The organism is Chryseobacterium gossypii, from assembly GCF_041361455.1.
Taxonomy (GTDB): domain Bacteria; phylum Bacteroidota; class Bacteroidia; order Flavobacteriales; family Weeksellaceae; genus Chryseobacterium; species Chryseobacterium gossypii.
Genome location: NZ_JBGCUR010000031.1, coordinates 26,045 through 39,835, shown reverse-complemented (window position 1 = coordinate 39,835; position 13,791 = coordinate 26,045). Strand labels below are relative to the sequence as shown.

The following is a 13,791-nucleotide window of genomic DNA, read 5'->3' as shown; positions in this document are numbered from 1 at the left end:
AGTTGTCAGACAGGAGTCCGAGAGAGGGGGTACTTTTGAGACAGCCTCTTTTTTAATTTTATGATCTGGGGATCCAGGTGCTGAAAAATTCTTTTACTTTTTCCAGGCTGTACCCTTTATCCTGCTCTAATACATCACTCCGCTGAACATGGATCATCTTGCCATTCTGGTCCAAAATAATAAATACCGGGTAGCCAAACTGGTCTCCGGGATTTCCATATTTCGCGAAAGTTTTCTCATTCTTATTTTCCGGAGAAAAATTAAGGTGGTAATACAGATAATTTTTATCTACGATTTCCTTCAGTTCCGGGGTGGTCTGTACAAAATTATTAAAGCGCAAACACCAGATACACCAGTTTCCACCCGCCTGGATGATGATATTTTTATTTTCTCTTTTAGCCTGGGCCACAAGCTTTTCTATATCAGACTGTGCATCGGCTTTTGGATCATAAGGCTTAGGCAATCTGGCTTTTTCTTCTGCTGCTGCCTTCTTTTTAGCCTCCAGTTCGGGTTCAGGCTTTATCTGTGATGTTGATGATTCATTATTCCCATTTTTAGCTATATTACGGTCTTTCTGAGAAAAAACGGCAATACTTAAACTCAAAAATGCTATTGACAATATCTTTTTCATAATATAAAAATAAAAAAATAATACTTATCATCAGCAAAAAGAGAACCATAATTTTATTATCCTTAAATTTGCATGTTTTATGAATTTGCTGATAAAAATATTATATCTGATTTCTAAGCTTCCCCTGAAAATATTGTATATTTTTTCAGACATTATATTCTTCCTTAATTATCATATTGTGGGATACAGGAAAAAAGTAATCACACAGAATCTACGAAATTCTTTTCCCGCGAAATCCGATGAAGAGATCAGGGAAATAAGGAAAAGGTTTTACCTCAATTTTTCAGACTATCTTGTAGAAACCATAAAATCTTTCAGCATTTCCGAAACCGAATCGAGGGTAAGGATGCAGCATATCAATCAGCATCTGTTTCATGAAGCCAAAGCAGAAGGCAAGAATATCATTCTTTTGGCCGGGCATGTTTTCAACTGGGAATGGATCAATGCTTTGGCCACCATCATTCCTCAGGATCATTGTCATCCCGTTTACCGAAAGGTAAACAGTGAATTCTGGGAAAACCAAATGAAAAAGGTCCGCAATAAGTTCGGCAATGAAGCCCTGGAAGCCAATGAAGTTATACTGAACATTTTCAGGTCTAAAAATGACGGAAGCTCGGCATATATGTTTGTAGCCGACCAGACCCCGCATTTCGCCCATATTACCTACGGACTGGAATTTTTAAATCAGAGGACCCCTGTTTTTATCGGATATGACAAGCTTGCCACAAGAATGGACCTTGCTTTTGTCTACTGTGAGATGAAGAAGGTGAAGCGCGGCTATTACCAGGTCAATTATCACAGGATTTATCCGGATGGGGAGAAATTCGTGGAACATGAAGTGGTAAAAAAGTTCCATAAGCTTTTAGAAAACACTTTACACAAACGTCCGGATAACTATCTCTGGTCCCATAGAAAATGGAAATACCAGGATTCCATTAAAAATTACGATTCCGAAAAAATATAGTCAGTATGTCCAAAAAATTAGCGGTTGCCATACTCAACTGGAACGGAAAACACTGGCTTGAAAAGTTTCTTCCTGGTGTTGTCCGGTTTTCCCCGGATGCAGAGGTTTATGTCATTGATAATCTTTCCACCGATGGTTCTATAGAATATTTACAATCCCGCTTCCCTTCGGTAAAGATTATAAGGAATAATAAAAACTATGGCTTCGCCGGCGGGTATAATGAAGGGTTAAAAAATATTGACCACGAGTTTTACTGCCTTTTAAATTCAGATGTGGAAGTAACGGAAAACTGGATAGCGCCTGTACTTGAGCTATTTGAAAAAAATCCGGATATTGCAGCCATTCAGCCTAAAATTTTATCTTATGACAATAAAAGCCATTTCGAATATGCCGGGGCTGCAGGCGGCTTAATTGATAACCTCGGCTATCCTTATTGCAGGGGAAGGGTTTTTGATGATCTGGAAGAAGATAAAGGGCAATATGATGATGAAACGGAGATCTTTTGGGCTTCCGGATGCTGTTTTTTTATCCGTTCAAAAGATTTCCGGGAACAGCGTGGTTTCGATGACAGGTTTTTTGCCCACCAGGAGGAAATTGATCTTTGCTGGAGGCTCATTAATTCGGGAAAGAAAATATTTTATACCGGAAAATCAAAAATATATCATGTGGGAGGCGGAACTTTAAATAAACAAAGCGCCCAGAAAACCTATCTGAATATCAGAAATAATCTTTCCATGATGCTGAAAAACCTTCCTTTCCCCAGACTGGTCTGGCTGATATTCTTCAGGCTTTGCCTTGATGGCATTGCAGGGGTCTATTTGGGCTATAAAAACGGGTTATCTCATCTTTGGGCCGTAGTAAGGGCGCATTTCGGATTTTACGGACAGGCTGCCGGAACCTGGGAGCTGCGTCAGAAATACCAGAAGAAACAGTTTTATCAATCCAAATGGCTGATTTTCAAATATTTTACAGGCAACAAAACTAATATTGTAAATAAATAAAAATTTTCTTAACTTTTATCGATGCTCTGCCCTGGACTTTGAGTTTCAAACAGAACAAGATTTAAGTATAACTATATCATCATGGACTTTTGTGCAATAGATTTCGAAACGGCAACCCACGAGAGAAATTCCGCCTGTGAGCTCGGAGTCTGTGTTGTACAGGATTCTAAAATCATAGAAACCAAAACCTGGCTGATAAAACCGCCCAGCTTTCCTTATTTCAATCAGCACAATATTGCCATCCACGGGATCAGGCCGGAGGACGTAAAAGGCGCTCCTACTTTTGATGAAATATGGTATGAGGTGGAGGAAATGATGTACGGAACTCTGATGATCGCCCATAACGCCAGTTTTGACTCAGGCATCCTAAGGAGCTGTCTCAATCATTATGGAATGTTCACTCCGAAACTCAACTATCTGTGCAGCATCCAGCTGGCTAAAAAATCATGGGATTATCTTCCCAGATATGGATTGAAGCACCTGGCAGAATACCATCAGATCAATTTTAACCATCACAGAGCCGGAGATGATGCCGAGGTATGCGCTAAAATTTCGCTTCTGGCTTTTGAAAAGCTGTTTCTTACCAGCAATGAAGAGGTAAGTGATATCATGAAGGCCAAGATCAAAAAGCTTTAATAATCCTCCTCCCCTTTTACTTTTTACAATCAGTTGCTGAGAACTTCCGACAACAGATTAAACTTCGGGATATCTATTTCAAAGTTTTCCTGGGTCTCCAGATTTTTAACGAGGTATTTTCCACTCATACTTCCTACCCCCGAACGCAGCATAACGTTGGAAAAATAGGCAAAGTCTTCTCCTATCGGGATTTCGGGTGTCAAGCCAATCACTCCATCACCTATAATTTCCGTATACCCAAAACCAACATCGAAAATCAGCCATTTTCTTTTAAGAATTTTTATAGGAAAGCTACCGTCGTTCTCGATTGTAATATTGTATTTGAATACATACCGGTTTTCGGATGGATAACTGTTTTTACTATCATATTCAGGCATTACTGAAACTTTGATATCTGAGGTCATTTTTGAGAACATCATCTTAAGTATTTATTAAGCAGATACAAAAATCTCGCCTTTTTGAGGCGAGATTATAAATATTATATTATAATTTCATTTAAATTACAATTCAAGGGCTTTTCTTTCATCGCCTCCCATCAATACTTCAACAGGATTGTCGATACCTTCTTTTACCGCTACCAGGAATCCTACAGATTCTCTGCCATCAATAATCCTGTGGTCATAAGACATTGCCACATACATCATTGGACGAATGACAACCTGCCCGTCAATAGCTACCGGTCTCTGGATGATATTGTGCATTCCCAGGATAGCAGACTGAGGAGGGTTGATGATAGGTGTAGACAACATAGATCCGAATACACCACCGTTTGTAATAGTGAATGTACCGCCTGTCATTTCATCAACTGTAATTTTACCGTCTCTCACTCTTTCAGCAAGATTTTTTATATTGGCTTCCACACCTCTGAAAGTCATATTTTCAGCATTCCTCAGCACAGGAACCATTAATCCTTTAGGACCTGAAACGGCAATGGAGATATCACAGAAATCATAATTTACCTTGAAATCACCATCGATCGATGCGTTCACATCAGGATACATTTGCAACGCTCTTGTTACCGCTTTTGTGAAGAAGGACATGAATCCAAGTCCGATACCGTGCTTCTGAGCAAATTCATCTTTATATTGCTTTCTGATCCTGAAAATTTCAGACATATCAACTTCATTAAAAGTGGTTAACATGGCTGTTTCATTCTTTACAGAAACCAATCTTGAAGCTAATTTTCTTCTAAGAACAGAAAGTTTGGTGGTAGTGGTAGATCTTGAACCGGTTGCTGTAAGAGAACTTCCTCCCATGGCAGGAACGGCAGCCAGTTCAGCGTCAGTCTTAGTGATTCTTCCGTCTCTTCCTGTTCCTGAAACCTGCCCTGCATCGATACCTTTTTCGTCAAGGATTTTCTTAGCTGCAGGAGATGGGGCTCCGGTTGCATAGGTTTGGGTAGCCGCAGGCTGTGCCGCTGGTTTTGGAGCTTCCTCTTTAGCCGGTTCAGCAGCTTTTGGAGCTTCTTCTTTTTTTGGAGCTTCAGCAGCAGGAGCACTACCTGCACCGTCTGGTTTTGGAGCATCCATATCAATTAAACAAACTACCTGACCTACCTGCACCACGTCACCTTCTTCTGCTTTTAAAGTAATAACACCACTTTGTTCAGCAGGCAATTCAAGAGTTGCTTTGTCTGAGTCTACCTCAGCGATAGGTTGATCTTTTTCTACATAATCACCATCTTTTACAAGCCAAGTTGCAATTTCAACTTCTGTAATTGATTCGCCCGGTGAAGGAACTTTCATTTCTAAAACTGACATATTAGTATTTTTTTTATTTTTTAATTGATTATTATTGATTAATTAAGCAGTTACCGGTCTTTTTACGGGAGCATCGTTTCTGTCAAATACTCTGTTGATAACAGCATTTTGGTTTTTCTCAAACATTTTGTGGCTTCCCGGCGCCGGCGCACCACTTGGTACAGGAGCAATTACCTGAATTCCTGTATCTCTGAAGTTTCTCAGGATATAAGACCAGGCTCCCATGTTTTCAGGCTCTTCCTGAGCCCAGATCAATTGTTTTCTGTTCGCATACTTGCTGAAGATCTGGTCTATGGCATCTGTCTGCAACGGATATAGTTGTTCAAATCTTACTAAAGCAATATTCTCAGCGTTAAGCTCTTCTTTTTTAGCCAGTAATTCAAAATATAGTTTTCCTGAACAAAGCACTAGTTTTTCCACCTTTTTAGGGTCTGCGGCAGGATCATCCAGGATCGGCTGGAATGAGCCGTTGGCAAAGTCTTCCAGTGGAGAAACCACTTTCGGGTGTCTTAACAGAGATTTAGGACTCATTACAACCAATGGCTTTCTGAATGTCCATTTCAGCTGTCTTCTCAACAGGTGGAAGTAGTTGGCAGGGGAAGTAACATTGGCTACCACCATATTTTCATTGGCGCAAAGGGTTAGGAATCTTTCCAGCCTTGCTGATGAATGCTCTGCACCCTGACCTTCTGAACCATGGGGCAATAGCATTACCAACCCGTCCTGGATCTTCCATTTTTCTTCTGCAGCAGCCAGATACTGGTCTACAATGATCTGGGCACCGTTTACGAAATCACCGAACTGAGCTTCCCAGATGGTGAGCGTATTAGGGGATGCCATAGCATATCCATAGTCAAAACCAAGTACCCCGTATTCTGAAAGGTGTGAGTTATATACATCAAATCTGCTTTCGGAAACATGTCTCAGAGGGATATATTCTTCTTCTGTATCTTCAGTTTTCACCACAGCATGCCTGTGAGAGAAAGTACCTCTTTCCACATCTTCACCTGAGATTCTTACATTATGCCCCTCCGTAAGCAGGGTGGCATAAGCCAGCCATTCTCCTAAAGCCCAATCTAAAGAGTTTCCTTCAATAGCTTTGATACGGTTTTCAAAAAGCCTTGTAATTTTATTGATGAATTTTTTATCAGCCGGAAGTGTTGACATTTTAATAGCCAGTTCTTTCAGCTTGGCCAAATCATATTTCGTGTCCACCTGCTCAAGAACAGCACCTCTTTTACCGATCGGATAATTGGTCCAGTCTTCAGCCATAAATACATCCATTGTATTTTTCTCAATTTCCTTGGACGCATCAAAGTCCTTATCTAAAAGCTCTTTGAAGTCAGCCTCCATTTTCTTGAGAACATCATTCGAGATGACACTGTCATTGATCAGCTGTTCTTTATAGATTTCCCTTGGATTCGGATGTTTTGAGATGATTTTATACAAATTAGGCTGGGTGAATCTCGGCTCGTCCCCTTCATTATGACCATATTTTCTGTATCCTAGCAGATCGATATAGACATCTTTCCCGAATTTAGCCCTGAAATCAGCGGCAAAGTGAATAGCATGCACCACAGCTTCTGCATCGTCTGCATTAACGTGCATCACAGGGGATTCTGTAACTTTTGCAATGTCTGTACAATAGGTTGAAGACCTGGCATCCATATAGTTGGTTGTAAATGACACCTGGTTGTTTACAACGATATGAACGGTACCTCCGGTCTTATATCCCTCAAGATTCATCATCTGGGCAACCTCATAAGCAATACCCTGCCCTGCAATGGCACCGTCACCATGGATCACGATAGGTAAGATCTTAGAGTAATCTCCTTTATACTTATCGTCCACTTTAGCACGGCAGATCCCTTCTACAAGAGCAGCCACCGTTTCAAGGTGAGACGGGTTCGGGGTCAGGTTTATGGCCACCTCCTCTCCTGAGGCCGTTTTAATTTTTTTAGAGGATCCTAAGTGATACTTAACGTCTCCGGAGAATACATCTTCCTCAAATTCTTTTCCTTCAAATTCCGAGAAAATCTGCTTGTATGATTTTCCGAAAATATTTGATAACACATTTAATCTTCCTCTGTGCGCCATTCCCAGGACCACCTCATCCACACCCAGCTGTGAGGATCTGGAGATCAGCTGATCAAGAGCGGGAATCAGGGTTTCCCCTCCCTCAAGAGAGAATCTCTTCTGACCGACGAATTTTGTATGCAGGTAGTTCTCAAAAGCAACAGCCTGGTTAAGTTTTAATAAGATCTCCGTTTTTTCGTTAGCGGAAAGGTTCGGATGGTTTTCATTTACCTGCAACCATTTTTTAATATAATCTTTTTCTTCAACATTGTTGATATGCATATATTCTACACCGATAGAATCGCAGTAAATGTTCTCCAGGTGCTTGATCAGATCCTTCAATGTTGAAGGCTCTTTCATTCCCGTTTCAAGAGCACAGTTGAATTTTGTATTCAGATCTTCCTTGCTCAGACCAAAATTCTCGATATCCAGAGTAGGCGTATAATGTCTTCTTTCTCTTACCGGGTTGGTTTTAGTGAACAGGTGGCCTCTTGTTCTGTAGGCTTCAATAAGGTTTACTACTTTAAATTCTTTCTTTATGTGCTCAGGAACCTCTCCATTGGATACTGCCTGAGAAATTTGCTGTATTGCGGGAGCAGAATTAGCAGGTGCCTGAACATATTGGGTGTTATCATCATCACCATAGTTCTCCAAAGCAAAATCGAAGCCTTGAAAAAAGGCTTTCCATGATGGCTCTAAAGAATCCGGATATTTTAAATACTGTTGGTATAAATCCTCAATTAACTGAGAATGAGCTGCGTTTAGGAATGAAAATCTGTCCATTATTACAGTTTATCTATTATTAAAATTTATTTGTAGAATTAATCTTCAAATTTAATAAAAAAAACCGAGTTGGCACAGGTTCAAATCATTAAAAAAAACTATGACAGAAATAATTCCGGAGAAACTATTTATAAACGGATAAGGAGAGCTTGATATTCACTTCCTGGTCTTCCACCGGGCGTTCTATAAAAGTCTGGCGGATATCGCCGAAACGCATTTCATCTTTTTTGGCTTTCTGAATCAGCTGCTGTATCGCCCTGATCCTTCCCGCATAGGCTCCTTTGTAATACATCACATAGTTCCGGGTAGGACTTACCGTTCTGAAACTAAAGTTGTTATCTGTAATACCGAATTTTTTGGACAAAGGTATCCCAAGAAAATAAGAGACTTCCTTATCTTTATAATTATCGGCATCCGTAATCATGACCGGATAACCGAACTCATCATCTTTTTTGCCTAAATCCATGGTTACATAGTTATAGACTTTATTATAGTTCATGACGATGTTTTTATAAAGCGCATCTTTTTTGTTGGATGTACTCACATTGATCCCCAGCAGCAGTTGCTCTTCATCATTTTCCACCATCAGGCTGTCATATTTAATAGCGGCCATCTGGTTGTCTTTCTCCACTTTATTGCCTAAAACATTTTTCAGGTTCAACATGCTTTTATCTATATTTTCGGCAAATCTGTCCTCCGTCCAGAAGTTTTCAACTCTTCTGAATAAAGGCAATTTAGGGGTATGAACAAACCAGGTGATTCTCGTTTTTTCGGCAGAAACCGCCTTAAACTTTACATCTACCAGGGTCGGATTTTCATTTTTATCTTCAAAAAGCTGGTATTTCAAGGTTTTACCCGGGTTTTCATATCGGATAAACATTTCTCCGTCTGTATCGTTCTTGGGATCTACATAGCTGATGGCACTGCCTTGTCCCTCATAGGGGGTATAATAATCTATATCGATGGTCTGCGAACGGGTAAAGAAGTTATTCCATCGCGTAAAATTCTGTAAATTATTGAACTGGGAAAACACCTTGTCCAACGGATAATCTATTTCCTTTTCAATCTTAAAGCTCTTGCTTTCATCTACAAAATAATACATGGAAAGCGCATAGGCACCTACCAGCAAAAGAACAATTACCGTTATAATTTTAAAAAAACGCATCACGCAAAAGTAATACAAATAAAAAAAGTGACCAAGATGTTGGTCACTCTTATTTTTTATGGTCTTTCCTACCCTATATGTGTTCCCGGAGAGAGAACGGCTCCCTTCTTCACAACCACAATTCCGTCCTGTACAGAATAGGTACCGTAATCTCCGTCCTCTAAATGTTTTCCTCCTATGATTCTTACATTGTCCCCGATATAGCAGTTCTTGTCCAGAATGGCTTTCTCAATATAGCAATATTTGCCGATTCCCATATTAGGGTGCCCGTTCCTGTCATTCATTACAATTTCTGCCGTATTCTGATAAAAATCCGCGCCCATTACATAAGAATTAACAATAGTGCTTCCCTTGTCTATTCTTGTTCTGTTTCCGATCACCGAATTTTCAATTTTATCAGCCATAATGATGCATCCGTCACCGAAGACCGCTTTGCTAACATAAGAGCCGTTGATTTTAGAAGGTGGAAGCATCCTGGCCCTTGTATAGATAGGTGAAGAAGAGAACAAATTAAACTGCGGAAAATCCTGACACAGATCCAGATTGGCTTCATAAAATGATTCTATGGTCCCTATGTCTGTCCAATATCCTTCATACTGATAGCTCAGAGTAGTGTATTTTCCGATGGAGCTTGGAATGATATCTTTTCCGAAGTCATCGCCAGCCCCTTCTTCAAACATTTTTTTAAGGATATTTTTCGTAAAAATATAAATTCCCATTGATGCCAGGTATTCTTTTCCTTTTTGCTTGTTCTCCCCGGACACTTCAGATTTCAGTTCTTCCAGTTTATCATATCCGGGTTTTTCTACAAACGAAGTGATATTCCCGTCATCATCAGATTTTAAGATTCCGAAAGCGGTGGCATCTTTAGCATTTACAGGAATCGTTGCTATGGTCACATCGCCTCCCCGCTCAATATGGAAATCCAGCATATCCCTGAAATCCATCTGGTAAAGCTGATCCCCGGAAAGGATCAGGATATAGTCATAATCATATTTTTCCAGATGCCTCATGGACTGCCTTACGGCATCTGCCGTTCCCTGGTACCAATTATCATTTTCTACATTCTGTTCGGCTGCAAGAATATCCACAAAGCCTTTGCTGAATATATCAAAGTGATAAGAATTCTTGATATGCGAATTCAATGAAGCTGAATTAAATTGTGTCAAGACAAGGATTTTATTTAATCCTGAATTCAGACAGTTTGAAATAGGTATATCCACCAGCCTGTATTTCCCCGCGATAGGAACAGCCGGTTTCGATCTTGTATACGTCAACGGAAAAAGCCTTGTGCCTCTTCCTCCTCCCAAAACTATGGAAATAACATTACGTTTCATAGATATCTTGCGTTTGTATTTTAATTGTTATATAATGCTATATATTTTTCTGCTGATTTTTCCCATGCAAAATCAAAACTCATATTGGCCTGAATAAGATTTCCCATGACGTCTTTCCGGCTGTAAAGCCCCATTGCCCTGTTCATCGCATGAATAATATCATCCACCCCGGGGTAGGTAAAATTTATTCCTGCCCCTCCTGTTGTAATATCTCCTACCGTATCTCTCAATCCTCCTGTATATCTCACAACCGGAATTGTTCCATATCTCATGGAATACATCTGATTCAGTCCGCAGGGTTCCACTCTTGACGGCATCAGTAAAAAGTCTGCTGACGCGTATATTTTATGAGAAAGGTATTCTTTATATCCAAGATCCAATGCAAAATTGGTATAAATATGGTCATACTCTTTCAGCTTATTTTCAATATAGGTATTCCCTGAACCAAGGATCATGATATTCAGGCCTCCATAACTCTGTTTTATACTTCTCCACACGGTATCCGGAAGCAGATCGGCTCCCTTTTCCGTAGCAAATCTTCCAATGAAGGCAAACAGGGGAAGATCGGCTTTCAGATTATATTCTTTACAGAGTTTTTCCTTATTCTTCCTTTTCTGCTCTATCGCGTTAGTTCTGTTAAAATTAAAATCCAGCATCGGATCGGTCTCGGGATCCCAGACCTCGGTATCAATACCGTTGATAATTCCGTAAGCTTTCCCAAACTCATCCCGTACCAGGCTTTCAAGGCCTCTGAAACTGATATACAGCTCCTCAAGGTACCCCTGAGAAACTGTTGTAAAAGCATGGGAACACTTGATCATGCTTGCGAGGGGATTAATCAGCCCGTTCCAATCCAGAAGGCCCCATTTATAGGGATCAAATGCCGGCATATAGTTCGCCATATCCCAACTCATCATTCCCTGGTACTCACCATTATGGATAGTTCCTATTGTTTTGACACCTTTTAAAAACCTGAATTCAGGACAATGCTCGATCATAAAAGGAACAAGTCCTGTATGATAATCATGGCTGTGTAAAATATCCGGGCGAATCTGCATTGCGCTTAGCCAGTGTAAAACTCCATGTTGAAAAGCAATGAACTGAAAGTTTTCATCCTGGTATCCGTAAGGGGCATCCCTGTCCAGCAGCCCCGGAATTTTTACCATATAAAGCTCAAATCCCAAAACATCGGATCTTTCCTTCATCACCTGTACCTGCAGCATATTGGGTCCCTGATGTATGAATCCATCAAAAACTATGTCAAACTCATGATCATAGAAAAAAGATTTGTTATACCAGGGCATTACTACCTTAGCCTCAATGCCTTTAATTTTATTCTGATATTTGGGCAGCGCTCCTACAACATCTGCCAGCCCTCCTACTTTCGCCACCGGATAGCATTCCGTGCTGAGATGAAAAACAACCATTTTACCTTTTATGTGATTTTATTCTGTTTAATTTATATTTTTTGTCTTTTTTCTGTTTTAAAATAATCCCTGAAAGGGGTGGCAATTTCAGGCTTATTGATTTCGGACGCCCCATCCATTCTTCATACTGCTCTTTAAAGACTTCTGTTTTTACATTGCTACCAGAGTATCTTGCATCATCAGAATTAAAGATCACATCCCAATGGGTTCCCGCATTCACCCCTATTTTATAATCCAATACCCTGGGAGTCAGGTTCAGAACAACCATGCAAACCTCATCCCTTCTTTTCGCCTTTCTCAGGTAAATATAAACTGAATTTTCCGCATCATCAGCCTGTATCCATTCAAAACCATTTTTATTAAACTGATTTTCATAAAAAGCAGGTTCATGTCTGTATAGATGGTTCAGATCTTTTACCAGGGTCTGCAATCCCTTATGCACAGGATATTGCAGCAGATACCAGTCCAGGCTCTGTGTAAAATTCCATTCACTGGTCTGCCCAAACTCATCGCCCATGAACAGAAGCTTGGCTCCGGGATGGGTGTACATATAAGTATACAATGCCCGTAAATTTGCAAACTTCTGCCATTCATCGCCGGTCATCTTATAAATCAGGCTTGCCTTTCCGTGCACTACCTCGTCATGGGACAAAGGCATCATATAATTTTCATTATACATGTACATGGAAGCGAAAGTAAGTTTATGATGATGGTATTTCCTGTTGATCGGGTCTTCTTTGAAGTAATCGAGAGTATCATGCATCCAGCCCATCATCCATTTCATTCCGAAACCTACTCCTCCATCATGCACAGGTTTCGTCAGCATCGGGAAATCCGAGCTTTCCTCCGCAATGGTAATGATATTATCTCCAAACTCCCGGTAAACGGCAGTATTAAATTCCTGTAAAAAAGATTTGGCTTCAAGATTTACATTTCCTCCATAAATATTGGGCTCCCACTCTCCCTCGTTTCTTGAATAATCAAGATGAAGCATTGAGGTAACCGCATCCACGCGCAATCCGTCTGCATGATACCGATCCAGCCAGAACATTGCATTGGAAATCAGAAATGATCTTACTTCATTCCTTCCGTAGTTAAAAATATGTGATTTCCAGTCGGGATGGAAGCCTTTTCGGGGATCTTCATGCTCATACAAATAAGAACCGTCAAAACGGTGAAGCCCATTGGCATCTCCCGGAAAATGGGAAGGAACCCAGTCTAAAATAACCCCAATATCATTCTGGTGAAGCTCATCAATCAGATACATGAGATCCTGCGGAGAACCGAAACGGGAAGTTGCGGCATAAAATCCTGTGATCTGATATCCCCAGCTGGGATCGTACGGATATTCCATTACGGGCATAAATTCTACATGAGTGAAACCCATTTCCCTGATGTAGGGAACCAGTTTTTTTGCAATATCCCTGTAATTCAAAAACCGGTCAGGGGCACTTTCTTCCCTTATCCAGGAGCCTAAATGCAGCTCATACACCGAAACCGGAGCTTCAAGGCTGTTCTTCTTCCAGCGGTTCCGGAGCCATTCCTGATCCTTCCACTCATACCATGTGGTAGAAACCAAAGACGCTGCCTGTATGTTTTGCTCCCAGCTTAAGGCATAAGGGTCACTTTTTTCTAAAATCTCTCCATAAGCCGTCTCTATTGCATATTTATATAAAGTTCCCCAGGTTAACCCTGCAATGAACCCTTCCCAGATCCCTGATTCATCCCATCTCGGGAACAGAATATGATCTTTATGATTCCAGCTGTTGAAGTTACCTATCACCGAAACTTTTTTCGCATTGGGAGCCCAGACGGAAAAATAAACACCCTGGACCCCGTCTTTTTCCACGGAATGTGCCCCAAACTTATCATAGAGCTTATAATGCTTACCTTCCTTAAAAAGGTAAATATCATGTTCCGTAAAAAGCGTATAAGTTCTAACCGAATTCATCAAGATCTAGTCTGTTTATATTTTCTTTGAAACTACAAAAAAATATCCTCAACGACAATT

Annotated in this window: 11 protein-coding genes; 3 read left to right on the top strand and 8 right to left on the bottom strand. The window is 40.4% G+C overall.

Annotation, left to right across the window (positions count from 1 at the left end; genetic code table 11):
• Positions 1 to 58: 58 nt before the first annotated feature.
• Entirely contained in the window at positions 59 to 631 is a 573-nt protein-coding gene (locus tag ABMQ40_RS14510) for a thioredoxin family protein (RefSeq protein WP_370900865.1), read from the bottom strand.
• Between the two features lie 79 nt (positions 632 to 710).
• Here ABMQ40_RS14510 and ABMQ40_RS14505 point away from each other — a divergent pair, with 79 nt between their 5' ends.
• The 3 genes from ABMQ40_RS14505 (at position 711) to ABMQ40_RS14495 (ending at position 3,232) form a co-directional block, all read left to right on the top strand.
• Positions 711 to 1,595, top strand: coding sequence for a lysophospholipid acyltransferase family protein (locus tag ABMQ40_RS14505; protein WP_370900863.1), 885 nt, complete (start codon positions 711 to 713; stop codon positions 1,593 to 1,595).
• Positions 1,596 to 1,600: 5 nt separating this feature from the next.
• Positions 1,601 to 2,596, top strand: coding sequence for a glycosyltransferase family 2 protein (locus ABMQ40_RS14500; protein ID WP_370900861.1), 996 nt, complete (start codon positions 1,601 to 1,603; stop codon positions 2,594 to 2,596).
• 81 nt (positions 2,597 to 2,677) lie between these two features.
• On the top strand, positions 2,678 to 3,232 hold the full coding sequence (locus ABMQ40_RS14495) for a 3'-5' exonuclease (protein ID WP_370900859.1): 555 nt from the start codon (positions 2,678 to 2,680) through the stop codon (positions 3,230 to 3,232).
• Between the two features lie 29 nt (positions 3,233 to 3,261).
• Here the strand turns inward: ABMQ40_RS14495 and apaG are convergent, their stop codons facing one another.
• From apaG to glgB, 7 genes are all read right to left on the bottom strand, one after another.
• Complete coding sequence (apaG, locus tag ABMQ40_RS14490) at positions 3,262 to 3,651, bottom strand: Co2+/Mg2+ efflux facilitator ApaG/CorD (protein ID WP_370900857.1); 390 nt, start codon at positions 3,649 to 3,651, stop codon at positions 3,262 to 3,264.
• An 81-nt stretch (positions 3,652 to 3,732) separates the two neighbouring features.
• Complete coding sequence (odhB, locus tag ABMQ40_RS14485) at positions 3,733 to 4,992, bottom strand: 2-oxoglutarate dehydrogenase complex dihydrolipoyllysine-residue succinyltransferase (protein ID WP_370900855.1); 1,260 nt, start codon at positions 4,990 to 4,992, stop codon at positions 3,733 to 3,735.
• 42 nt (positions 4,993 to 5,034) lie between these two features.
• Positions 5,035 to 7,851, bottom strand: coding sequence for a 2-oxoglutarate dehydrogenase E1 component (locus ABMQ40_RS14480; RefSeq protein WP_370900853.1), 2,817 nt, complete (start codon positions 7,849 to 7,851; stop codon positions 5,035 to 5,037).
• 124 nt (positions 7,852 to 7,975) lie between these two features.
• Positions 7,976 to 9,016 carry an SRPBCC family protein gene (locus ABMQ40_RS14475; protein WP_370900851.1) on the bottom strand — a complete coding sequence of 347 codons (1,041 nt, stop codon included), beginning with the start codon at positions 9,014 to 9,016 and terminating at the stop codon, positions 7,976 to 7,978.
• Positions 9,017 to 9,084: 68 nt separating this feature from the next.
• Positions 9,085 to 10,353: a glucose-1-phosphate adenylyltransferase gene (locus ABMQ40_RS14470; protein WP_370900849.1), complete on the bottom strand. Its 1,269-nt coding sequence runs from the start codon at positions 10,351 to 10,353 to the stop codon at positions 9,085 to 9,087.
• 20 nt (positions 10,354 to 10,373) lie between these two features.
• Positions 10,374 to 11,780, bottom strand: a complete 1,407-nt coding sequence (locus ABMQ40_RS14465) for a glycogen synthase (RefSeq protein WP_370900847.1) — start codon at positions 11,778 to 11,780, stop codon at positions 10,374 to 10,376.
• Between the two features lies 1 nt (position 11,781).
• Entirely contained in the window at positions 11,782 to 13,731 is a 1,950-nt protein-coding gene (gene glgB / locus ABMQ40_RS14460) for a 1,4-alpha-glucan branching protein GlgB (protein WP_370900869.1), read from the bottom strand.
• Positions 13,732 to 13,791: the final 60 nt, after the last annotated feature.

What these genes read in the sequence shown, in the direction of transcription:
- ABMQ40_RS14510 (WP_370900865.1), bottom strand. Translation starts at nt 631, where the DNA reads ATGAAAAAGATATTGTCAATAGCATTTTTGAGTTTAAGTATTGCCGTT.
- ABMQ40_RS14505 (WP_370900863.1), top strand. Translation starts at nt 711, where the DNA reads ATGAATTTGCTGATAAAAATATTATATCTGATTTCTAAGCTTCCCCTG.
- ABMQ40_RS14500 (WP_370900861.1), top strand. Translation starts at nt 1,601, where the DNA reads ATGTCCAAAAAATTAGCGGTTGCCATACTCAACTGGAACGGAAAACAC.
- ABMQ40_RS14495 (WP_370900859.1), top strand. Translation starts at nt 2,678, where the DNA reads ATGGACTTTTGTGCAATAGATTTCGAAACGGCAACCCACGAGAGAAAT.
- apaG (WP_370900857.1), bottom strand. Translation starts at nt 3,651, where the DNA reads ATGATGTTCTCAAAAATGACCTCAGATATCAAAGTTTCAGTAATGCCT.
- odhB (WP_370900855.1), bottom strand. Translation starts at nt 4,992, where the DNA reads ATGTCAGTTTTAGAAATGAAAGTTCCTTCACCGGGCGAATCAATTACA.
- ABMQ40_RS14480 (WP_370900853.1), bottom strand. Translation starts at nt 7,851, where the DNA reads ATGGACAGATTTTCATTCCTAAACGCAGCTCATTCTCAGTTAATTGAG.
- ABMQ40_RS14475 (WP_370900851.1), bottom strand. Translation starts at nt 9,016, where the DNA reads ATGCGTTTTTTTAAAATTATAACGGTAATTGTTCTTTTGCTGGTAGGT.
- ABMQ40_RS14470 (WP_370900849.1), bottom strand. Translation starts at nt 10,353, where the DNA reads ATGAAACGTAATGTTATTTCCATAGTTTTGGGAGGAGGAAGAGGCACA.
- ABMQ40_RS14465 (WP_370900847.1), bottom strand. Translation starts at nt 11,780, where the DNA reads ATGGTTGTTTTTCATCTCAGCACGGAATGCTATCCGGTGGCGAAAGTA.
- glgB (WP_370900869.1), bottom strand. Translation starts at nt 13,731, where the DNA reads ATGAATTCGGTTAGAACTTATACGCTTTTTACGGAACATGATATTTAC.